General features: G+C 73.1%; 20 protein-coding genes. 9 read left to right on the forward strand and 11 right to left on the reverse strand.

Annotated elements, in window-relative coordinates:
- Positions 1-2: 2 nt before the first annotated feature.
- Together FKD65_RS45570 and FKD65_RS45575 are read left to right on the forward strand one after the other, a co-directional pair.
- On the forward strand, positions 3-1,187 hold the full coding sequence (locus tag FKD65_RS45570) for a hypothetical protein (protein ID WP_141578670.1): 1,185 nt from the start codon (positions 3-5) through the stop codon (positions 1,185-1,187).
- The gene (locus tag FKD65_RS45575; protein WP_141578671.1) at positions 1,184-2,218 is read left to right on the forward strand and encodes a glycosyltransferase; all 1,035 of its coding nucleotides are present in this window, start codon (positions 1,184-1,186) and stop codon (positions 2,216-2,218) included. The genes FKD65_RS45570 and FKD65_RS45575 overlap by 4 nt, the downstream gene beginning before the upstream one ends.
- On the opposite strand, the gene FKD65_RS18440 is transcribed toward FKD65_RS45575, so the two are convergent.
- The gene (locus FKD65_RS18440) at positions 2,200-3,684 is read right to left on the reverse strand and encodes a family 43 glycosylhydrolase (protein WP_141578672.1); all 1,485 of its coding nucleotides are present in this window, start codon (positions 3,682-3,684) and stop codon (positions 2,200-2,202) included. The two genes, FKD65_RS45575 and FKD65_RS18440, sit on opposite strands and share 19 nt — an antisense overlap.
- Before the next feature lie 151 nt (positions 3,685-3,835).
- Between FKD65_RS18440 and FKD65_RS18445 the strand changes: the two genes are divergently transcribed.
- Entirely contained in the window at positions 3,836-5,329 is a 1,494-nt protein-coding gene (locus FKD65_RS18445) for a sulfatase (RefSeq protein ID WP_168221089.1), read from the forward strand.
- A gap of 105 nt (positions 5,330-5,434) precedes the next feature.
- On the forward strand, positions 5,435-8,752 hold the full coding sequence (locus FKD65_RS18450) for a hypothetical protein (RefSeq protein WP_141578674.1): 3,318 nt from the start codon (positions 5,435-5,437) through the stop codon (positions 8,750-8,752).
- Positions 8,753-8,798: 46 nt separating this feature from the next.
- On the opposite strand, the gene FKD65_RS18455 is transcribed toward FKD65_RS18450, so the two are convergent.
- On the reverse strand, positions 8,799-9,773 hold the full coding sequence (locus FKD65_RS18455) for a glycosyltransferase (RefSeq protein WP_141578675.1): 975 nt from the start codon (positions 9,771-9,773) through the stop codon (positions 8,799-8,801).
- 158 nt (positions 9,774-9,931) lie between these two features.
- On the reverse strand, positions 9,932-11,362 hold the full coding sequence (locus FKD65_RS18460; protein ID WP_141578676.1) for an LCP family protein: 1,431 nt from the start codon (positions 11,360-11,362) through the stop codon (positions 9,932-9,934).
- Positions 11,363-11,510: 148 nt separating this feature from the next.
- Between FKD65_RS18460 and FKD65_RS18465 the strand changes: the two genes are divergently transcribed.
- The 4 genes from FKD65_RS18465 (at position 11,511) to FKD65_RS18480 (ending at position 15,391) form a co-directional block, all read left to right on the forward strand.
- Positions 11,511-12,938: a DUF1266 domain-containing protein gene (locus tag FKD65_RS18465; protein ID WP_141578677.1), complete on the forward strand. Its 1,428-nt coding sequence runs from the start codon at positions 11,511-11,513 to the stop codon at positions 12,936-12,938.
- 194 nt (positions 12,939-13,132) lie between these two features.
- Positions 13,133-13,954, forward strand: a complete 822-nt coding sequence (locus FKD65_RS18470) for a hypothetical protein (protein ID WP_141578678.1) — start codon at positions 13,133-13,135, stop codon at positions 13,952-13,954.
- Positions 13,955-14,177: 223 nt separating this feature from the next.
- On the forward strand, positions 14,178-14,579 hold the full coding sequence (locus FKD65_RS18475) for a YbaB/EbfC family nucleoid-associated protein (protein ID WP_168221090.1): 402 nt from the start codon (positions 14,178-14,180) through the stop codon (positions 14,577-14,579).
- Between the two features lie 56 nt (positions 14,580-14,635).
- A complete protein-coding gene (locus tag FKD65_RS18480) occupies positions 14,636-15,391 on the forward strand; it encodes a methyltransferase domain-containing protein (RefSeq protein ID WP_240810224.1) in 756 nt (251 codons plus the stop codon).
- 214 nt (positions 15,392-15,605) lie between these two features.
- Here FKD65_RS18480 and FKD65_RS18485 read toward each other — a convergent pair whose 3' ends face one another.
- The 7 genes from FKD65_RS18485 to FKD65_RS18510 all read right to left on the reverse strand — a co-directional run bounded on the left by FKD65_RS18485 (position 15,606) and on the right by FKD65_RS18510 (position 19,640).
- Complete coding sequence (locus tag FKD65_RS18485; RefSeq protein ID WP_141578680.1) at positions 15,606-15,914, reverse strand: DUF1416 domain-containing protein; 309 nt, start codon at positions 15,912-15,914, stop codon at positions 15,606-15,608.
- Positions 15,915-15,942: 28 nt separating this feature from the next.
- The gene (locus FKD65_RS18490) at positions 15,943-16,782 is read right to left on the reverse strand and encodes a sulfurtransferase (RefSeq protein ID WP_141578681.1); all 840 of its coding nucleotides are present in this window, start codon (positions 16,780-16,782) and stop codon (positions 15,943-15,945) included.
- Positions 16,779-17,216: a DUF4395 domain-containing protein gene (locus FKD65_RS18495; RefSeq protein WP_141578682.1), complete on the reverse strand. Its 438-nt coding sequence runs from the start codon at positions 17,214-17,216 to the stop codon at positions 16,779-16,781. Before FKD65_RS18495 ends, FKD65_RS18490 begins: the two co-directional genes overlap by 4 nt.
- Before the next feature lie 80 nt (positions 17,217-17,296).
- On the reverse strand, positions 17,297-17,362 hold the full coding sequence (locus FKD65_RS46620) for a putative leader peptide (protein ID WP_353819285.1): 66 nt from the start codon (positions 17,360-17,362) through the stop codon (positions 17,297-17,299).
- Positions 17,363-17,491: 129 nt separating this feature from the next.
- Entirely contained in the window at positions 17,492-17,836 is a 345-nt protein-coding gene (locus tag FKD65_RS18500) for a TlpA family protein disulfide reductase (protein WP_368367273.1), read from the reverse strand.
- 231 nt (positions 17,837-18,067) lie between these two features.
- Positions 18,068-18,787: a DUF2993 domain-containing protein gene (locus tag FKD65_RS18505; RefSeq protein WP_141578684.1), complete on the reverse strand. Its 720-nt coding sequence runs from the start codon at positions 18,785-18,787 to the stop codon at positions 18,068-18,070.
- Between the two features lie 598 nt (positions 18,788-19,385).
- On the reverse strand, positions 19,386-19,640 hold the full coding sequence (locus tag FKD65_RS18510; protein ID WP_141578685.1) for a MoaD/ThiS family protein: 255 nt from the start codon (positions 19,638-19,640) through the stop codon (positions 19,386-19,388).
- A 223-nt stretch (positions 19,641-19,863) separates the two neighbouring features.
- On the opposite strand from FKD65_RS18510, the gene FKD65_RS18515 reads away from it, so the two are divergent.
- Positions 19,864-20,580: a response regulator transcription factor gene (locus FKD65_RS18515; protein ID WP_141578686.1), complete on the forward strand. Its 717-nt coding sequence runs from the start codon at positions 19,864-19,866 to the stop codon at positions 20,578-20,580.
- On the opposite strand, the gene FKD65_RS18520 is transcribed toward FKD65_RS18515, so the two are convergent.
- Positions 20,517-22,202 carry an MFS transporter gene (locus FKD65_RS18520; RefSeq protein ID WP_240810225.1) on the reverse strand — a complete coding sequence of 562 codons (1,686 nt, stop codon included), beginning with the start codon at positions 22,200-22,202 and terminating at the stop codon, positions 20,517-20,519. The two genes, FKD65_RS18515 and FKD65_RS18520, sit on opposite strands and share 64 nt — an antisense overlap.
- Positions 22,203-22,245 lie beyond the last annotated feature (43 nt).

Here is a 22,245-nt window from a genome sequence, read left to right on the forward strand (position 1 = left end):
TCATGGGGGATCCTGGCAAGTCCGTCTACCTGCACGTCGGGGCGCCGACTGCCGAAGCGGACTTCCTGCACCGGGTGCTGTGGAGCAACCGGCGGCGACTGGGTGACGCCGGTGTCTGCTACCCGGTCGCCGGGCCGCAGGAGCACTTCGCGGCCGTGATGGACCTGCGCGAGACGAGCTGGGGCGGCCACCGCGACCCGGACTGGGACGGCGCGTGGGAACGCGTCGTGCGGCGCGCCCACGACTGGGACGGCCCCACGGTCGTCTTCTCCCAGGCCCTGCTCGGCGGAGCGACCGAGCAGCAGGTCGAGCGGGCGGTGGAGGCGCTGAAGCCGGCCCAGGTGCACGTGGTCCTCGCCACCCGCGACCTGGGATGGCAGCTGATCCTCGACTGGCAGGAGCAGATCCGGCACGCGCACACCGTCACGTTCGAGCGCTTCGTCGACGACCTCGTCGAACTCGGTGCCGAGGCTCCGGAGCCGTACGGGGAGATGTTCTGGGGCCTGCACGACCCGGTGCGGGTGCTGCGGACCTGGGAGTCGGCGGTGCCGGCGGACCGCGTCCACGTCCTCACGGTCCCGCCGCCCGGCGGCCGCGCCGCCGTGATGTGGGACAGGTTCCGGGCTCTGGTCGGTGTCGGGGACGAGGTGTGCGACCTCGGCGGGATCCACGGCGACGAGCCGATGCCGGCGGTCGAGGCGGAGCTGCTCCGCCGGCTGAACGGCAGGCTCGGCCCGGCGCTCGGCGGCGACTACGAGCGCATGGTGCAGGAGTACCTCGTCGGGCACGGCAGGTCCGGCGGAGCCGGCGGCGGCGCCCGGATGGGGCTGCCCGCGCGGCACGCCGAGTGGGCGGCTCAGCGGACCCGCGAGCTGGCCCGGTCGCTGCGCGCCGCCGGCTACGACGTGGCCGGCGACCTCGACGAGCTGACGACCTCCCGCGCGCCGGAGGCCGCGATGCTGCCCGGCGAGGTCCCGGAGGAGCTGATCGCGACCGCGTCCGTCGACGTGGTGGCGCGCCTCCTGGGCGAGTTGTCGCTGGCGCGCGAGCGCGTCGGGCTCGCCCACCTGCACAGCGAGATGGCGGGCGTCCGCGAGAACCTGGAGCGGCTCATGGAGACCGCCGCCTCGCCTCCGCCCGCGCTGCAGCGCGCCGCGCGGCGGGCCGCGGGCAGGCGCAACCCGTGAACCGCGCCCCGGGGTGTCGCCGCGGACCGTCCGTCACCGCGGTCATCGTCACCTACGATCGGCGCGACCTCCTCGACGAGGCCCTGACCGCGCTCGGAGCGCAGACGCGCCCCCCCGACCGGATCACCGTGGTCGACAACGCGTCCGCCGACGGCACGGCCGCGATGGTCGCCGAACGGTTCCCCGGCGTGGACCTGCTCGCCCTGTCCCGCAACATCGGCGGCGCCGGCGGGTTCAGCGCGGGCATGGCCCGGGCGCTGGACGGCGGCGCCGACCTGCTCTGGCTGCTGGACGACGACACCGTCCCCGAGCAGGAGGCCCTCGAAGCCCTGCTGGAGGCGCGGGAGAGGGCCTCGGACCCGCAGGACGGCCCGCCCGCCCTCGTGGCGAGCAAGGTCGTCTGGACCGACGGCCGGGACCATCCGATGAACACCCCCCGCCCCAAGCCGCGGGCGACGGCCGCGGAGACGCGGCTCGCGCGCGCGGCGGGCTGCGTTCCGGTCCGGTCCGCCTCGTTCGTGTCCGTACTGGTCGACGCCGCCGCGGTGCGCGAGCGCGGGTTGCCGGTCGCCGACTACTTCCTCTGGAACGACGACTTCGAGTTCACGACGCGGCTGCTGCGCGGGCGGCACGGGCTGCTCTGTCCGGCGAGCGTGGTGGTGCACAAGACGCGGGAGTTCGGCGGAACGGAGACCGACCCGGGCGACCGCTTCTTCTACGAGGTGCGCAACAAGATCTGGCTGTTCACCGGGAGCCGGGGGCTCGCCCCGCTGGAACGCGTCCTGTACGCGGGGTCGACGGCGCGGCGCTGGGCCCGCACGTTCGCCGGATCCTCCGACCGCACCGTGCTGCGCCGCGCCCTGGTCCGCGGCACCAGAGACGGCCTGCTCACCCGTCCAAGGCCGACCGCCGAGATCCTGCGGGAGGTCGGAATCCCGCAGGGACCCGGGGGGCCCCGCCGGGAGCGGGGCCGAGCCGCCTCCCGACGGCCGAGCCCATGGTCGCGAGGCCCCTACCGCAGCTCCAGGTAGTCGACCTGCCCCTGACCGTCCAGGCGGCGCAGCCCGATCGTGTTCCAGCCCGCGGCCAGCTCCACCGAGGCGGTGACGGAGGCCCAGTCGGCGCCCTTCGTGGCGCGCAGGCGCACGGACGTCGCGGCGTAGCCGTTCACCGCCAGCTCCAGGTCGGAGTCGCGGCCCGAGCGGTTGGCATACCGGACGAGCACCGCGTACCGGCCCGCGGCGGGCGCGAACACGGGCACCTCGGCGCGGCATCCCTCGCGGGCGAAGGGGCCGACCGCCGATCCGCCGGACGCGTTGGGCCGCGCCAGCACCGAGACGCAGCCGTTCAGCCGCCCCCGCTCCGCCTCGTAACGGACGGGGACGCCCCGGACGGCCGGGCGTGCCCCGTCCCAGCCGAGCCGGGCGACGTACATGCCCCGGGTGACCTTGGAGCCGCCCCGGTAATCGAGGATGCCGTGGAAGACGAGGTAGTCGCCGGTCTCGTCGCCGAACACGTCCGCGCTGCCCGGCCCCTCGACCTTCCCTCCGTACAGCGCGGTGGACTGGACGGGCCCGCTCTTGGTGTACGGCCCCTCGATCGAGGAGGCCACGGCGTAGCGCGTCTGGTAGTCGGACTTGAAGTACCAGCCCGCCGAGTACAGCAGCACGTACTTCCCGCCCCGCCGGACCAGGTCGGGGGCCTCCACCAGGACGGGCTCGTCCGCCGCGCGCCCCATGATCTGCTTCGGCGCGCCGGCCAGGCGCAGCCCGTCCGGGCTCAGTCTGACCAGGTGGATCGCCGCCGTCTCACGGTCGTCGCTCTTGTAGAGCAGGTAGCGGGTGCCGTCATGCTCGATGTAGGACGCCGGGTCGATCGCGCCGCCGAGTTCCAGCGGGCAGACCAGCGGTCCGCCCTCCTGCGGGACGAACGGGCCCGCGGGCCCGGACGCGGTCGCGACCCCGATGCACTGCTCGTCGCCGTCCTTGCGGCGCGCGGAGAAGTACAGGACGTAGGAACGCGACCCCTCGCGCGGCGGGACGACCTCGGGCGCCCAGGTCCAGCCTCCGGTGGCCCACGCCGGGAGCCGGGCCAGGCCGTCGCCGGGCACCTGCCGCCAGGGCCCGGTCGGCGAGGGGGCCGTCGCGACGGGCATCGTCGCGTCCGCGTTGTTGGTGCCGTACGCGAAGTACGTCCCCGCCACCTTGATCACGGTCGGGTCGGCGAACGAACCGTCGATCACCGGTTCGGCGGGCGCGTAGCCGGGCGGGTCGATCGCCGCCGGGGAGCCCGCGGGACTCGGCGGCGGAGCACCCGCGGACGCGGACGCGCCCGACCCGGCCGGGCCGCCGGAGGGGCGAACGCCGGGGCCGCCGGCCGCGGGGGACAGGGACACGGCCAGCCAGACGACCAGCGCGACCAGGGCGCTGATCGCGGCCCCCGCGACCAGCGGCAGCAGCGGTGCGAGCGCCCGCGGGTCACGGTTCGTCCACCTCATGGCACCCCGCATCATGCCAACAACCGCGGCCGGACGGCCAACGGTCCTCGAATGCGCGAACGGCGTCCGGATCGTTACGCTTGCCCGGCCACCCGTCGCGGAGGGGGCTCCCCGCCGCGCTGGGACACTCGGCGCGAAGGAGGCACGGACGTTGTTCCGGCATCGGCGGCTCGCGGCCGTGACGTGCCTGATCGCCGCCCTCGGGCTGAGCGGGTGCCTCTCCCGGCCGGTCGAGCGTTCCGCGCCGAAGCAGGCGAAGGTCCCGAAGCGGCCGAACATCGTCTTCGTGCTCACCGACGACCTGTCGTGGAACCTCGTCGCGCACATGCCTCAGGTGCAGCGGATGCAGCGGGAGGGGCTCACGTTCGAGAACTTCATCGTGGCGGACTCGCTCTGCTGCACCTCCCGCGCCACGATCTTCACCGGCCGGTACCCGCACAACACCGGCGTCCGCACGAACTTCCCGCCCGACGGCGGCTACGACGTCTTCAAGGACAAGGGCGGCGAGCAGGCGTCGTTCGCCCCGTCCCTGCAGAAGGCCGGATATCGGACGGCGCTGCTCGGCAAGTACCTGAACGGCTACCAGCCCAACGACACCCAGGGCGACACGAAACCGTACGTGCCGCCGGGGTGGAGCGAGTGGCACGTCAACGGCAACGGCTATCCCGAGTACGCCTACAACCTGAACGAGAACGGGCGCCTCGTCCACTACGGCACCCGGCCGGAGGACTACCTGACGGACGTGCTGGCGAACAAGGGCGTCGAGTTCGTCAAGCGGTCCGGGGCCTCCGGGCAGCCGTTCTTCATGGAGATCGCGACGTTCGCGCCGCACGGCCCGTTCGTCCCCGCGCCGCGCCACGCCACGCTGTTCGGCGGCTTGACCGCGCCCCGGCCGCCGTCGTTCAACGAGGCCGACATCCGCGACAAGCCCTCCTGGCTGCGGTCCCACCCCGGACTGCGGCCGCCCGCGATCCGCCGCATCGACGAGGGCTTCCGCGCCCGGGTCCGGATGGTGCAGTCGGTCGACGAGATGATCGGCCGCCTCCGGACGGTGCTGAGGGAGCGCGGCCTCGACCGCGACACCTACCTGGTGTTCGGCTCCGACAACGGCTTCCACATGGGCGAGCACCGGCTGGCGGGCGGGAAGATGACCGCCTTCGACACCGACATCCGGGTGCCGTACGTGGTCGTCGGGCCCGCGGTCCCCGCCGGGCGCCGCGTCCGCGAGATCACGCAGAACACGGACCTGGCCCCGACGTTCCAGGAACTGGCCGGCGTGCGCCCTCCCCCCACGACCGACGGCCGGTCGCTCGCCCCCTTCCTGCGCGGCGCCGCTCCCGCGGGCTGGCGCGAGTCCGCGCTGGTCGAGCACGTCAAGCCGCCGCCGTCCCCGCAGGACCCCGATCGGCAGGACTCCGGCCGCGGCGCACCCGACACCTACAACGCGATCCGCACCGACGACATGCTCTACGTGGAGTACTCCGGCGGGGAGTCCGAGTACTACGACCGGGTCCGCGATCCCCACGAGCTGAACAACATCGCCGCCGGGCTGCCGGACCAGCGGCGCCGCCACCTGTCCGACCTCCTGTACGCGCTGACCCACTGCACGGGCTCCGGCTGCGCCCCCGCAGGCCGGAGCCGGTGACGAAGTTCCGCCCTTTATGCGCCGCTATCATCGCTGACGACTGCGGCCGTGCCAGGGCGATGTGCAGGGTGAGACGTGCAGAGTGACCGGAAGCTGGGAGACGGTGTGACCCCTACCGGAAAGCCGGAGGACGACCACGAGGGTGAGCGTCCCGAATCCGGGGAGCCGACGCGGACACCTCCCCCGCCGTTCTGGCTGGACGACCAGGACTCCTCGTCCGGCCTGCTGCTCCCCGCGGACGATCTGGAAGACGATCCCGAGGACGACCCCGAGGACGATCCCGAGGACGATGGGCCCTCGGACTTCCCGCAGGACGACCCGGAGACGGACATGGCGGACCGCACCGTCATGGACCCCCACTTCAACCAGACGTTGATCCTGCCGAGGCGGCAGAAGTCCGCGGCGGACCAGCCCGCGGAGACCGCCGGAGAGCGCGGCGGCGAGGAGGCGTCCCCGCCCGTCCACCCCGCTCCCGTCGCGTACCCCCCGGCCACGTCCAGCGACGCGCCCGCGCCGGCCTCCTCCCCGTACGGGCAGGACATGGCGGAGGTCACGAGAACGGAGATCCAGCTCCCGCCCTCCTCGTCCAAGGAGGACGAGGCGGAGGTGACGAGAACGGAGTTCCCCACCCAGCCGCCTCCCTCCTACGGGCAGGACGCGGGGGACGTCACGAGGATCGAGTTCCCCACCCAGCCGCCTCCCTCCTACGGGGAGGACGACATGGCGGACGTCACCCGGATCGAGAAGCTGCCGCCCGTCCCCCCGCAGGCCGCGCATCCTCAGCCCGCGCACCCTCAGGCCGCGCACCCTCAGCCCGCACCCCCGCAGCCGCCCGCGCCCTCGCAGAGCCCCCCGGCCCACGAGCCGTTCCCGTGGGCGCAGCAGATCCCCGGCAGCCCCGCGCACCCGGCCCCCGAGCCGTTCCCCTACGCGCAGGAGATCCCGGGAACGCAGGCTCCCCCGGCCCCGCAGCCCCCTGCGGGCGCGGAGCCGTTCCCGTGGGCGCAGCAGATCCCGGGAACGCCGCCCCCCGGCCCGCAGGCCGTCCATCCGGCGGCGCCCCCGCCGGCGATCGAGGAGCCGTGGCGGACCGGAGGGCCGCACGGCCCGAAGGGGCGCCGAAGGAGCCTCAAGAAGCCGCTGCTCATCGGCGCGGGCGTGCTCGCCGCCGCGGCGCTGGTCGCCGCGGGTGTGCTCGTGGTGCCCGGCCTGATCGACGGCGACGATGACGGCGGCGCCGCGGGCGCCAAGCTCGCCGGCGCGCTGTTCCCGGTGGACGCCGCGGCCCGCACCGACGGCCGCGACCAGCAGATCACAGGCGTCGCGGCGCGCGGCTCGACGGTGGTCGCGGTCGGCGCGGAGACGGACCCGCAGGACTCCCGCGGCCTGTTCCTGGTCTCCGGCGACGGCGGGCGCACCTTCCGGTCGGTCGACCAGCAGGACACCGACGGCGGCATCGCGCCCCCCGGCGGGATCCCCGAGGCGGTCGGCGCGTCGCGCCGCGGCTGGGTCGCCGTCGGCAGCCGCGCCGACGGCGGCGGCGCCGTGTGGACCAGCAAGGACGGCAGGGAGTGGCGCCGCCAGCCCGACGCCGTCGGCGACGTCTTCGGCCCGCACGACCGGGTGACCCGGATCGTCGGCACGGGCGGCGGGTTCCTCGCCGTCGGCGAGAACTCCCCGAAGGGCGACTTCAGCGACGCGCGTCCGGCGGTGTGGCTGTCGAGCGACGGGCGCCGGTGGGAGGCGCGGGTCGGCGACCAGATCGGCCTTCAGGTCCGCAACGGCGGATTCTCCCTGGTCGAGGCCGCGGCGAGCGGCGAGGTGATCCTGCTGGAGGGACTCATCACGCCGGACTCGGGGAAGCCGGGCCCCTACCGGAAGGTCTGGCGTTCCGACGACGCCGGCCGGACGTGGTCGACGTCCGAAGTGCCGGCGCCGAAGGGCAGCCGCGGGTTGATGATCGGTGGTGGAGGCGGGTCGGGCTTCCTCGCGATCCGCGAGATGTCGGTGTCCGGAAAGGTGTTCGGCCAGGCCTTCAGGTCCGGGGACGGGAGGTCGTGGACCAGGACCGGGAAGCTGGAATCGTCCGGCTACCAGCAGACGAGCGGGATCGTCTCCGGTGGTCAGGGCTTCACCGCCGTCGTCGTCCGGGGAAGCGACGTGCTGCTCGCGCGCAGCGCGGACGGCGCCGCGTGGAGGGCGGCGGGCTCGGCCGAGTCGAAGCCGGGCCGGGAGGTGCTGGGCGCCGCGGCGGCCGGCGGCCAGGCGGTGCTCGTCGGCCGCGAGCCCGGCGGCGGCGACCTGGACCCGATGCTCGGCGTGTGGGACGCGAGCGGCGCCGCGGTCCCCGTCGACCTCGCGAAGATCCCCGGCGCCGTCCGCCCCGACCACGCCGTGCGCTCCGTGGCCGCCGCGAACGGCCTGGCGGTCGCGGCGGGCAGCGCGAGCGGCGACGCCGCGGTCTGGACGTCGCAGGACGGCGCGTCCTGGAAGGCCGCGCAGGGCCTCGGCGCCGCGTTCACCCGGCCCGGGCCGCAGCGGCTGGAGGACGTCGCCGCCGGCGGTGCCGGGTGGCTGGCGGTCGGCTACGACCAGTCGGCGCCGCGCCACCCCCTCGTCGTCACCTCGAAGGACGGTGCGACCTGGCAGGCCGCCGACACCGCACCCGCGTTCGCGGCGAACAGGCAGGGCCCGCCCGTCACCTACGCCGCGGCTGCCGGCTCCTCCGGTTACGTCGTCGTCGGCACGCAGGGCTACTCGGTGGTGACCTGGTATTCGTCCGACCTCAAGAACTGGGCGCGGGGCGCCGGCGCGGACCCGGCCATGATGGCGGGGACCAAGACCGCGAGCCGCTGGATGCTGGACGTCGCGTCCGGGCCGTCCGGGTACGCCGCCGTAGGCGGCAGCAGGGACGGCAAGGGCAACCACCCATCGGTGTGGCTGTCGACGGACGGCAGGCGGTGGACGCTCCAGGAGCTCCCGCTCCCCGGTTCCGGGGTGATCGAAGGCCACCTCACCCACGTCGCCGCCAAGGGCACCACGCTCGTGGCGACCGGAGTCGCGGCCACCCCGAAGGGGCTCGACTGGCTCGGCTACGTGTCCACCGACGCCGGCAGGACGTGGCGTCCTCTGGCGTCGCCGAGCGGAGACACGACCGTCACCGTCACCGCGCTGACCGCCACTCCGAAGGGCTTCGCCGCGACCGGCACCACCGGGCGCGCGGGTGCGACCGACGTGCTGTCGTGGACGTCCGCGGACGGCTCGTCCTGGCAGGCCTCCACACCCGGCGGCACCGGCCTCGGCGGCGTCGGCGACCAGGAGATCACCGGCCTCGCCGCGCTCGGGGACACGCTGCTCGGGGTGGGCCGCAGCGCCGACTCGAACGGCGGCCAGCCCGTCCTGTGGAGCCGCCCGGTGCCGTGACCGCGCCCTGACCCGGCGCGTGCGGTGAACCCGCGCCGCCCCGCGGCTACTTCTCCGGTTGCGGCGGGGCGGCGTCCAGGCCGGGGACCCGCTCGTGCCCGCCCGCCGCCGGACGCGCGTGGCGGGGGACGTAGCGGAGGGCGGGAGGGGCGGTGACGCGGGCCTTGCCGCGGTCGCGGAGGCGGTTGCGGCGGGCGCCGTAGGGGGCGACGACGGCGCGGTAGAAGGGCTTGCGGATGAGCGTGGGGACGAGGCGGTAGCCGCCGCGGACCATGACGTTGCGCCAGTACTGGGGCTGGGAGATGAAGCCCTCGCGGAGCATCTCGCGCTGGAGCCGCAGTTCCGAGCGCAGGAGGTCGCGGCCGCCGCGGCGCTCGTAGGCGCCGTCCCCGACGCGGTAGTAGACGAGCGGCTCGGCCACGTTCACCATCCGCGCGCCGCCGGCGATCATGCGGACGAACAGCCAGTAGTCCTCCATCAGGGGGAGGTCTCCGTAGCCGCCGGCGGCGACCACGGCGCTGCGCCGGTAGACGACCGTCGGGTGGTTGAACGGGTCGTGCAGGCGGGAGTAGCGGGCGATGTCGGCGGGGTCGCTCGGCGGGGTGCGGCGCCCGACGATGTCGGTGATGTCGGTGCCGAACTCCAGCAGGCCGGCGCCCACGAGGTCGGCGCCCGCGCGGACCAGGGGGACCTGGGTCTGGAAGCGGTGGGGCATCGAGTAGTCGTCGGCGTCCATGCGGGCGACGATGTCGTGGCGGGCGGCGTGCAGGCCGGCGTCGAGGGCGAGGCCGAGGCCGCGGTTGCGCTCCAGGCGCACGAAGGTGACCTCGACCGGGCTGGTCGTGACGAGCTCGTGGAGGACGGCGGCGAGGGCGGGCGGGACGGGGCCGTCCTGGACGAGGACGACCTGGTCGGGGCGGAGCGTCTGGAGCTGGACGGCGCTGCGGAAGGCGTCCCGCACATGCTTTTCACGATCACCGCCGTAGACGGTCATCAGCAGGGTGAAGGCTTCAGGCTGCATGCGTCCGTTCCGGGGGGAGCGTGGCGGCCGTGGGGCACCGTGCGGGTGCCGGGGCGGCGGGCCTGGTCGGGGGGTAGGGGGTGCGCCGTCCTAGGTGGGACGTCTCATGGGGGTCTATGGTTTGCGCGGGGCCAAGATACCGGTGGGCGACCGCGGCATCAGGTCTGCGCGCAGATATCGCGGTCCGCGCGGATCTCCCCGGCCATCTTCGGAACCGGGTTGATCACCCGCAGCCGGGCCCCCTCCCTGCCGACGACCAGGTAGACGTAGCCGGGCCTGGCGGAGGCCCACGGGCGCGGCCGGGGGCCGGGCACCGCGATCGCGGTGCGGGCGGCCTGCCCTTCGGCGCCCGCGCCGTAGAGGATCTGGGTGCGGGCGAAGCGCTTCTTCGCGGTGCCGACCTTCACGATCTGGAAGCCGCGCTCGGCGAGCTGGTCGGCGGTCCGCTGGGCGAGGCCGCCGGTGCCGGACGCGTTGAAGACGCCGAGCCTGACCTGCGCGGGCGGGACGGGCGGCACCTGGTTCTGCGCGGGCGCGGGCGCCGGCTCCGGGACCTTGTTGTCCTCCCGGATGGACCGGAACAGCGGCTCGGCGGCGGCCTGGGCGAACTGGACGCGGTTCCGGTCCTGCGGGTACGCCTCCACGGGGACGGTGACGAACCGAACCTTCCCGGCGCTCATCCCGCGCAGGGACCCGGCGAGCTTCTGCATGACCGACAGCGACAGCCCCTTGTCGGCCTTGATGGACCTGGTGGAGGCGGAGAGGAAGTCGTAGGTGCGGCCGGGGTCGGTGAGCATCCCCTTGCCCGTGGCCTTCTTCACGACGGAGGCCATGAACGCCTGCTGCCGCTTGATCCGGTCGAGGTCGGAGCCGTCGCCGAGGACGTAGCGGGTGCGGACGTAGCCGAGCGCCTGGTCGCCGCGGACGACCTGGCGTCCCGCCCTGAGGTGCAGCTCGGCCTTGGGGTCGTCGATCCGCCTGGGGACGCAGATCTCCACGCCGCCGAGCGCGTCCACGACCCGCTTGAACCCGGCGAAGTCCACCTCGACGTAGTGGTCGATGTGGATCTTGGTGAGGGACTCGATCGTCTTCCAGGTGCAGGCCGGGCCCCCGTTGGAGAAGGCCGCATTGATCATCCCGAACTGGGCCGGGACGGTCGTTCCGTTGCGGCGCTTGCACGGCGGCATCCGCACCATCGAGTCGCGCGGGAAGCTGACCCCGATGGCGCTCTCCCCGCCGGGCGAGATGTGCAGAAGGATCGTGGTGTCCGAGCGCTGGCCCGCCTCGGTGCCGTAGCGGGCGTTCTCGCCGGCGCGGCTGTCGGAGCCCATCAGCAGGATGTTCAGCGAGTTGTTCAGCTTGGGCGGGCGGTGGTCGCCGAGCTTGCCGCCGACGTCCTCGCGGTCGATCTGGCCGTCCAGCCGCCGCCAGAACCCGTAGGTGGTGAGGCTGCCCGCCACGAGCACGGCCGACAGCCCGATCGACACCCAGCCGAGCACGCGCCACAGGCGCCCCCGCACCGGCGGCTCCGGTGGCGGCGGGGCGCTGTCCGCGTAGTACACGGGAGGAGGCGCGACGGCTCGCTGCATCCGGAACATTTCAACACAGATTGGACACGCGCCACGGGCGTCACGGGAAAGACCCAGGTGTCCGACCCATCCCAGGTGGTGACAGGCCACCACATACGGGGCACCGAGTAGATGATCTACCCGTAACGGATGATGTACGGTCCTGCCCATGGGAGAGGCCGGTCAGCTCGACGCGCTTGAGCGGGCCGTCGAGGGGACACTCGCCGAGGGGTCGTTCGAGTTCGACGGCGACGAGGCGGTACTCCGCATCGAGGGGTCGCTCGTCCTCACGACCGGCTGGTTCCTCGGCCTCGGCGCGGGCGGCGTCTCGCTGCTGCTCACCGGCGCCGTCCTGTCCCTGACCGGCCTGCCGGACCAGGCGCGGTGGGCGCTCGCCCCCGGCGCCGCGCTGCTGGCCCTGGTCGGCGCGTTCGTCCTGCTCCTGCGCTTCACCCCGCTGGCCCGGCTCTGGTCGGACCTGGAGCTGCGGTTCGCCGAGCAGGCGATGGTGCACCGGCGGACGAGCATCCCGTTCGGCGAGCTGCGCCCCGAGCACCTGGTGTGGAAGAACGGGCGGTTCTTCCGGCGCCTCTACGTCCGGCACCCGGAGCTGCGCAAGCAGCTCGCCGGGTTCTTCGACAGCGAGGAGCGGCAGGCCGAGGAGTTCCAGCGGCGGCTCTGGGAGCTGATCTCCACGCCCGACCTGAACGGCGTCCTCACCCACGGCAGCGACCTCACGCCCGTGCAGCGCTGGATCATCGCGGCCGGCGCCCCCTACGGCGCCGTCAACGGGTTCCGGGTGGACCGGCTCGGCGCCGCGCCCGGCGCGCCCGCCGCGGAAGCCGACCGCCGCGCAGCTCAGGAACTGCTCCAGGACCCCTGGGGCGCCTACGACCTGGAGCAGCTTCTCGGCGCGGTCAACTGGCTCGTCCAGGACGGGCACCGCGCCGACTTCACCCAGGACGCGCGCCTCGCCGCCCGGCCCCCCGACGCGCAGCGGGAGTACGAGGCGCTGCTGCGGGAGGTCGACGGCCTCATCGCCGGGGACCGGCTGGAGCCCCCGTTCGTGGAGCGGCTGATCGAGCTCGTCCGCGTCCGGTACGGGGACGAGGGCGGTTCGTACGCGCGGCTCGTCCCGCCGCTCCTGCGCGACGAGCCCGGCGCGGACGCGAGCGAGGAGGGCGCCGAGCTCTCCCTGTTCCTCCACCAGCTCTTCAACGACCGCAACCACGCGGCGGAGGAGCTGCACCGGCTGAAGGTCCTCGCCGACCCGGCGCTGCGCGCCAACGTGGGGCGGTTCCTGATCTGGGACTACGGGCGCGCCCTGATGCTCTACCGGTGGGGCCACATCGTGGGGTGGCTGACCGAGGAGTACTGCTGGGACCGGATGCTCCCGCTGGCGCTCGACATCCAGCGGCGGTACACGTCCTGGCGCGACATGGCGACCTGCTACCTGCAGGGACGGCTCCTGTGGTCGGGCGGCGGCGGCAAGGCGCAGGCCGAGTACGAGCAGCTCATCGAGGAGCTCGCCGCCGATCCGCGCAGCCCGTGGAACCTCGTCCCCTGGGACCTGGACCTCACCCGCGACTGGCCGTAGTCCGGGACGCGCCGCCGGGCGCAACGGCCGCGGCCGTGTGATCTATCTCTCATCCTCTCGGAGCCCCTGCCGCGGAACGGATAGATCGGTCCGGTCATCTGTATATGGGAAATCTGCCATCAAATCACGATTCACCTCCCGTAGTCTGACCCGACCTCAGTCGGCACCCCGCACGTGAACCGCCCGGAGCGACCATGAACCCCCCACCTTGGCCCGGCCAGCAGCCCGGTCGGCCGGGATTCCCGCCGCCTGCCGCACCCGCCGGCCCCCCGCCGATGCCCGGCGGCCCCGGCTTCCCGCCCCCTTACCCGCCCCCGCGGCGCGGTGGCGCCAGCACGCTCGTGTGGCTGCTCCTCGTCGGCGCCGTGCTGGTCGTGGCCATCGTCGGCACGGTCGCCGTCCTCGCCTTCGGCGGCGATGACGACGACCCGGCCCGGACGATCTCGATGCCGACCACGACGCACCTCCCCACGCTCGAGTCCACGACGGAGCCGACGACCGAGCCCTCCCCCACCCTGTCCACCGGCGGGGCGGTCGACCCGTCCGGCGTCCTGAAGCGGACGATCACGACGGCGAAGGGCAACGTGTTCACGCAGGCGGGGACCCGCACCGAGTCGTGCACCACCCGCGCGAACTCCGTGCTGCTGCCGGCGCTGCGCCGGCACCCGTGCGTCGGGAGCATGTACTCGGCGGTCTACGCCGACCCGTCCAAAAAGATCATCACGGCGGTCTCGATCCTGAAGTTCGCCACCTCCTCGGACGCGACCCTGGTCAAGGGCTACACGAACCAGGAGGGCTGGCCGAAGCTGCTGACCCCCTCGGACGCCAGCGGGCTGCCGCAGCCGAAGGCCGACCCCGCGTACTGGACGCGGACCTGGGCGCAGGGGTCCACGGTCATCTACGCCCAGTCGTACTGGTCCAGCGGCGGCGCGACCGGCGGCCGCACGGGCAGCGTCTTCGCGACCGCCGGGGAGCTCGGCGTCGAGGTCACCAACACGCTGCTCTGGAGCAACTGAGCCCGGGCCGGGCGGCTCGCCGCCCGGCCCTCGAAACGGCTTGACCCGGGGCCCGGACGGCGGACGGTCTCCGGTGACACCCGGCGGCGTCCGGGCGGTGCACCGCGATCACGGACAGTCCGGAGCAGGTTGTGAAAGCGCTGAAATCCCGATGAACGATCAATCCCTGTGATCGTGCGCGGTCGCGGGCTCCCGCAAGCTCCCGACGAACAGAGGGATGCCTGTGCGCGCTGAATGGCAGGCGCATATCGACGAACTCCTGCAGACGTACCAGGAGAAGCGCCGGCAGATCCAGGGCATGCAGTCCAGGCTGGAGGCGATCGAGGCCGAGGCGGAGGCCGCCGACGGCATGGTGAAGGTGAGGGTCGACCGGCAGGGCCGGCTGACCTCCCTCGAACTCGACCCGCGCGTGCGGAGCGAACTGGGCTCCGCCGAGCTCGCCGAAGCGATCATGAACGCGTCCCGGGACGCGCAGGCGCAGGTCGCCGATCAGATGCGCGCGGCGATGCGGGGGCTCGCGCCCGAAGGCGCGGCCGAGGGCGGCGTCGACTTCGGCAAGCTGCTGCTGGAGCGGCCGGACGACTTCGACGCGATCCGCGAGCACCTCGGAATCCCGCCGCGATGAGCCACGAGTGGCCACGGGTTGACTTCAAGTCGGCTTGAAGTCGCAGCATGGGCGCCATGCCCACGCCGATCGACGAACTCGTCGCCCTCCTCGACGCCCACGACGTGAAGCCGGATGCCACCCGGCTGCGCGCCCGCACCTACGAGCTGCTCGCCATCACTCCGGACGCGGTGATGGCGGACGTCGGCTGCGGCACCGGGCGCGCGGTAGCCGAGATGGCCGCGCTCGGTGCGCACGCCATCGGCGTCGACCTGAACGAGAGAATGCTCGCGACGGCCCACGACCGCTTCGCAGAAGGCGACTTCCGGTTGGGCGACGCCGCGGCGCTGCCGTTCCGGGACGGCGAACTGCGCGGTTACCGGGCCGACAAGGTCCTTCACGCCCTGCCCGAACCCGAGCGGGCCGTCGCCGAGGCGTGGCGCGTCCTGGCCCCTGGCGGGCGCGCCGTGCTGTGCGGCCAGGACTGGGACACGTTCGTCGTGGATTCGGCCCACCCTGAACTCACCCGGGCCATCGTGCACGCCCGCGCCGACCGGGTGGCGACCCCGCGGGCCGCCCGCCGGTACCGCAACCTGCTGCTGGGCGCCGGTTTCCGCGACGCCGCCGTCGAGGTGCACACCACCGTGCTCACCGGCGCGGACGCGCTGCCCGTGCTGGCCAAACTCGTCGAGGCGTGCCGTGCGGGCGGCGACGTCACCGACGCGGAGGCCGGCGCGTGGCTGGCCGACCAGCGGGAGCGCGCAGCGGACGACCGGGCGTTCCTGGCCTTCCCGATCTTCATCGCGTCCGCGACGAGACCGCCTTCCCCTTAGCCGACCGCCACCGGGCCCCGTCTTTCCTGATGTGCGCCAACCGCGAGCAGCGGCGAACGCGCGGACGGACCGGACTTCGCGCCCGATCGCGACGAACCCCGCCGTCCCGATGGGGGGACGGCGGGGTTCGCGGACCCGGGCGCGGATCGCGGGCGCCGGTCAGATGGTGACCTCAGATCACCACGATCAGATCACCACGGTCAGATCACCACGGTCAGATCGTCACCTCGAGGCCGGCGACCTCGCCGGTCTTCGCGGTGACGGAGGTGTCGACGCTCACGCCGCCGGCCGCCAGGACGCGGACCGTCCAGTCGCCGTCGGCGGCGAAGAACCGGAACACGCCCTCCTCGCCCGTCACCACCTCGGCGGTGAACTCGCCGGACGAGTCGAGCAGGCGGGCGTAGGCGCTCGACACCGGGGCGCCGTCACGGGTGACGGTCCCCTGGATGACGGCCTCGTTGGTCAGGTCGACGGTCGCCGGAAGGTGCGCCGTCTGCTCGGGCGCTGCGCAGCCCTGGGTCATGGTTCCTCCAAGTGTGGTGCCGCGGGACTTACTTGCCTGCGCCGAGCTCGATCGGCACGCCGACGAGCGAGCCGTACTCGGTCCACGAGCCGTCGTAGTTCTTCACGTTCTCCAGGCCCAGCAGCTCGCGCAGCGCGAACCACGTGTGCGAGGAGCGCTCACCGATGCGGCAGTAGGCGATGGTGTCCTTGCCGAGGTCGACGCCGGCCTCGGTGTAGAGGGCGCGGAGCTCCTCGTCGGACTTGAAGGTGCCGTCGTCGTTGGCCGCCTTCGACCACGGGATGTTGGCCGCGGTCGGCACGTGGCCGGCGCGCTGCGACTGCTCCTGCGGCAGGTGCGCCGGGGCGAGCAGCTTGCCGCTGAACTCGTCCGGCGAGCGGACGTCGATGAGGTTCTGCTTGCCGATCGCGTCCACGACCTCGTCGCGGAAGGCGCGGATGGCGAGGTCCTGGTCCTTGGCCTTGTACTCGGTCGCGGGACGGGTCGGGACGTCGGTGACCAGCTCGCGGGAGTCCAGCTCCCACTTCTTGCGGCCGCCGTCGAGCAGCTTCACCTTGTCGTGGCCGTACAGCTTGAAGTACCAGTACGCGTACGCGGCGAACCAGTTGTTGTTCCCGCCGTACAGGATCACGAGGTCGTCGTTCGCGATGCCCTTGCCCGACAGCAGCTGCTCGAAGCCGGTCTTGTCCACGAAGTCGCGGCGGACCGGGTCCTGCAGCTCGGTCTTCCAGTCGATCTTCACGGCGCCACGGATGTGGCCCTTGTCGTAGGCGGACACGTCCTCGTCGACCTCGACGAGCACGAGCCCGGGGTCGTCGAGGTGGGCCTCGACCCAGTCGGTGTCGACCAGGACGTCTGAGCGGCTCATGCGGGAACCTTCCCTTCGGAGCGGACTTTCTCGGTGATGCGGCGGATGAGCAGATACATCTCGCAGCCGAGGCAGAACCCGAACGCCGCGTTCAGGAACGCCGCCGCCAGCGCGAGGGCGGTGGCACCGATGCCGAGCCAGGAGGTCCCCGCCGCGTACCCGGCCGTGCCCACGAGGGAGAAGGCGAGCCCGACACCCTGCGCGAAGCGGGGCGCGGCCTCGTCCTCCAGTTCTCTGGGGGGAGCGAGCCGGGGACGGATGAGCACTTTGAACACCAGTCCGTACGGGGCGTACCGGAGGCCGAGGAAGGTCGCGATGGCGAACACGACGGCCTGAGCGGCGAGCAGTGCCCAGCTTCCGGTCACCAGGACGACGATCAGGACGGCCGTTGTGACGGACGCGCCGAAGCGCTGCCCACGCGGATCAACCTGCATCGGGGTGCTCCTGGCGGAGTGGAAGCGTGCGTACGAGCTAGAAGACGAAGATTTGCTCGGGGGCGGAAGGGCTCGATGCCTCAGGCCATGCGACAGAGCGAGGCGGCCACGCGGCAGAAGTCGACCGCGCGGCGCTTCGTGAGCATCTGCTCTGTCCAGTAACGCACGGACACGATGTTAAGCCGACAATCCACGGGCTGTCACATCCGTCTCGCCTTGCGAGACAGTGACATTCGTCTTGACGCAGGTCATCCGGGCGCCGCTCACGTGGTGGATCATGTGATGGCCTCCCCGATGGCCGCGATGACATCGGGTTTGCGGGGCGTTCCGGCCGCGCGCCGGACGACGCGTCCGGCGGCGTCCAGGACGAGGACGGTCGGCGTCCGGACGACGTTCAGCCGCCGGACGAGATCGAGATGCGCCTCGGCGTCGAGCTCGACATGGGCGACGCCCTCGACCATGCCGCTCACCTCGCCGAGGACGCGGCGGGTGGCCCGGCACGGCGCGCAGAACGCGCTGGAGAACTGCAGCAGCGTGGCCTTCTCGCCGAGCTCGGCGCCGAGCTCGTCCGGGCCGACGGTCTCGCCCACCTCGCCGCCCTTCTCCCGCCGGGCGCGCAGCACGCCGTCACGGCGCCGCCTCACCAGGCCGAAAACCGTGGCCGCGAGGAGGACGCCCGCGGCGACCAATGCTCCGATCATCCCCGGTGACAACCCCGCCGCCCCGCGAGTTCTTCCCCACGAAGGGAACGGATCACGGCATGTCCCGCGCGGTCCGAGGCTTTTACCCCTCCCGGGATCACAAAGCGGCCCAGGCCAGAGCACGGCGCGGGATGAACCCTCGTCCCGGGATTACTGCTTGGCGGGGGGCGCCTGCGCCTGCAGATCGTTCAGCCGGACGTTCTCGGCGGTCGCCGCCACGCGCAGCCCGTCCGGGGTGGGCTGGATCTTGCTGATCCGCGAACCGACGGGCAGGTCGGAGACGGGGACGGTCCAGGTGAGCTGCTGCCTCACCGCCGCCAGCGGGATCTGCACCGCGCCGTTCGACCCCACCGACACGGGAGTGATCGAGATGCCCCGCGCGGTCGGCTTGACCTCCACGACCGCGGTGCCGGTCAGCTGGAAGCCGAGGACGGTGCCGGTCAGGTCGACCGACAGGTCGTCGCCCTTCGGTCCGATCCGCTTGACCTCCTTGGGCGCCTGCTTCTGGATCACGTCGTAGGGGACGATCGCCGAGGCGGTCGCGGTGCGCGCGGTGACGTCGGCGGCGCTGCCCTTGGTGACCTCCGACAGCGGCGCGTCCACGCCCCGCATGTCGACCTTGACGCCGGTGACGGTCACGCCCTGCTGCGTCCAGTCGCCGATGCCGACCTCGATGTGCTTGTACTCGCCGCCGACCGCCTGCGTCAGGAACGGGATGCCGTGGATGGTGACATCCGGCCGCTCCTGCAGGTTGTACTGCGCGGCGACCTGCTCGCCGATCTTGTCCTCCGCGACCCGGACCCCGATGCGGTCCGCGGCGACCAGCGCCGCGGCGACCAGGATCAGCAGGACCAGCAGTACTTTCCGCATGTCTCTCCTTCGGCCTGCGGCACGCGCCCGCCACACCTTAGTGAACGAACCGCCCGCAAAGGGTCGCTCCGGAGAATGACCGCTGAGCCGGAAAAATCACTCTGTTGCGAGACCAACCGCGCTTATGGCCCTCCGCCACCCACTGTGACATCGAACACTCTCCGTCCCCCGAACCGCCACATGTGACCTAGGGCACCCTCAGAACCCTCAGACCTCGACCATCACTCGATTCCACACGTGCCCTCGCCCCGCACGTGCCCTCGCCCCGCACGTGCCCTCGCCCCGCACGTGCCCTCGCCCCGCACGTGCCCTCGCCCCGCACGTGCCCTCGCCCCGCACGTGCCCTCGCCCCGCACGTGCCCTCGCCCCGCACGTGCCCTCGCCCCGCACGTGCCCTCGCCCCGCACGTGCCCTCGCCCCGCGTCCCCTCGACCCCGCGTGATCTTGGCGCCGCGTGACCTCGCCCCGCGTGCCGTCGCCCCCCGCGCGTGACCTCAACCCCGGCGTGATCTTGATGCCGCGTGATCTCGACGCCGCGCGTGATTTCGACGGCCCGGCTGGGATTCATCCCGCTGTCACCTCGTCCGCTGGGACGATCTCAACCGCCGGCGAAGGGGGGCAGTACCTCCACGACGCCGTTCTCCGGCAGGGGCACGGACGCGTGGGGGCGGGTCCCGACCGGGTTCCCGTCGATCAGGAACGAGCTGCGCCCCACGACCCGGGCGAACTCGTCGCCGCGTCCGCCACCGGCCGCGGCCAGCGCGTCCGCCAGCGTCGCCGCGTCGTACGGCTCCTCATGGGTCCCCGCCGCGGCCTTGGCGGCCGCCCAGTACCGGATCGTTCCCTTGGCCATGGGTACAGGCTCTCATCTCCCGCTGACACGGTCCGGCCAGGTCGCGCCATGGACGCCGGAGGCACCTCGGTTATGCTCAGGGGTGAGGGATCCGGGCGACGAGGCCATGGAGTTCATCCGAAAGACCCTTCATGGTCGCCTCGTCTTCGAGCCGCCGGCCGTGTGCCGGGGCTCGAGGATGAGCCGCCTGGGTCCTACGTCTTTTAGAGACGGGAGGCGGCATTTGAGCAGCTTGCTCTTGCTGACCAACGCGCTGGAGCCCTCGGACGAGGTGCTCCCGGCGCTCGGACTTCTGCTGCACTCCGTGCGCGTCGCGCCCGCCGAGGCGTCCGCGCTCATCGACGCGCCACCGGCCGACGTCGTCCTGGTGGACGCCCGCCGCGAGCTCGTGCAGGCCAAGAGCCTGTGCCGCCTGCTGCGCACCACCGGGCTCGACTGCCCGCTGCTCGCGATCGTCACCGAGGGCGGCCTGGCAGCGCTGAGCCCCGAATGGGGCCTGGACGACGTGCTGCTCCAGACCGCCGGCCCCGCCGAGGTCGAGGCCCGCCTTCGCCTTGCCGTCGGGCGCGCCGAGGCCGGAGCCGAGGCCGACGACGTCCCCGGCGAGATCCGCAGCGGCGACCTCACGATCGACGAGGCGACCTACACCGCCAGGCTGCGCGGCCGCGTCCTCGACCTGACGTTCAAGGAGTTCGAGCTGCTGAAGTACCTGGCGCAGCACCCGGGCCGCGTCTTCACCCGCGCCCAACTCCTCCAGGAGGTCTGGGGCTACGACTACTTCGGCGGCACCCGCACCGTCGACGTCCACGTCCGCCGCCTGCGCGCCAAGCTCGGCGCCGAGTACGAGTCCCTGATCGGCACCGTCCGCAACGTCGGCTACCGCTTCGTCCCCGACCACCGGCCGGGCGACGCGGAGGAGAAGACCCCCGCCCGCGCCTGACCGTCCCGTCCCTCGCCGCCGAAGCCGCTGAGGCGGAGCAGCGGCGGGGTCAGCAGGAACATGACCACCGCGAGCGCCGCGACCGCGACCATGGCCCCGCGCAGCCCCACGGCGTCCGCCCACAGCCCGACGTAGACCGGCCCGGCGAGGAAGCCGAGGTAGGACACGGTCGTGACGATCGACGTCGCGCGCCCCCGGTGGTCCTCCTCGACATTCCGCGCGACCAGCCGCAGCAGCGTCGGGAACAGCACGGCCGTCCCGGCGGCGGCCAGAGCAAGCCCCGCCCCGGCGACGGCGGGCGTGGGCGCGACGGCGATGACGGCGGCCCCGGCCGCGGCCCCCGCTGCTCCCGTGAGGAGAGCGCCGCGGACGGCGGTCAGCCGCCCGGCGGAGAACCGCGTGACCGCGACCGTCCCCGCGAAGACGGCGGGCGCGACTGCGCTCAGCCCGCCCGCGTCGAGCTCCTCATGGACGAAGACCGCGCTCCAGCTCTGATGGGCGTTCTCGCTGGCGAACGCGAACGCCCCCAGCACCCCGAGAAGCAGCAACGGAACGACCCGGCGCCCCCCATGCGGCACCCCCACCCCCCGCCGACCGCCACGGCCCTCAAGACGCCCCCACCCCAACCGGAACCGCTCCCCCAACCCACCCCCCGCCTTAAGCCCCTCACCCACGTCCAGCCCGCCACCGGCGTCCAGCCCACCACGCGCCCTCAACCCACCATCCGTCTCCAACCCACCATCCGCTTCCAACCCGACACCCGCGTTCAACCCATCACCCGCGTTCAACCCGGCAACCGCGTTCGGCCCATCACCCGCGTTCAACCCGGCAACCGCCTCCAACCCGGCACCCGCGTTCAACCCATCACCCGCGTTCAACCCGGCACCCGCGTTCGGCCCGACACCCGCCCTCAGCCCGGCGCCCGCGTTCGGCCCGGCGCCCGCCTCCAACTCGACACCCGCTTTCACCCCGCCGCCCGCTTTAAGTCCCTCACCCGCGTTCAGACCGCCATCCGCGTTCAGACCGCCATCCGCCCCCAACCTGCTATCCGCCTCCAAGCCGCCATCCGCTTCCAACCCGGCACCCACGCTCGGGCCATCGCCCGCGTTTAGACCGGCACCCGCCTTCAGGTCGGCGCGCGTCTGGAGCCCGGCGCCAGGCTTCAGGTCGGCGCCCGCCTTCAGAGCCGCGCCCGTCCCCACACAGGCGACGGCCACGGCGACGAAGGGCACCGCGAGCGGTAGGGACGACACCAGCCCGCTCGCCAAGCTCGCCAGCACCACCAGGCCGGAGAAGACGCCGTGGGCGCGGGTGATGACAGGCCGCTCGGCGACCTTCTCGGCGCGTCCGGCGACCGCGTTGATGGCCACATCGGCCGCCCCGCTGGCGGCGCCCACCACGGCAAGCCCGCCACACAGGCTCGCCAGGTTCACAGCGGTGAACGCGACGACGGCTCCAGCGCCTCCGAGAGCGGCGATGGCCGCGCCGGCGACGCCGGGTCCCCACCGGTCCAGCGCCCTTCCCGCCAGCAGCATCGCCGGGAGGGCCCCCGCGCCCACGAACAGCAGCGCGAAGCCGAGCCCGCCGTCCCCGACTCCGGCCTGTTCCTGGACCCGCGGCACCGAGGCGCCCCACGTCCCCCAGAACGCCCCGAACGCGGCGAAC

Source organism: Actinomadura sp. WMMA1423 (assembly GCF_006547145.1).
Lineage (GTDB): Bacteria > Actinomycetota > Actinomycetes > Streptosporangiales > Streptosporangiaceae > Spirillospora.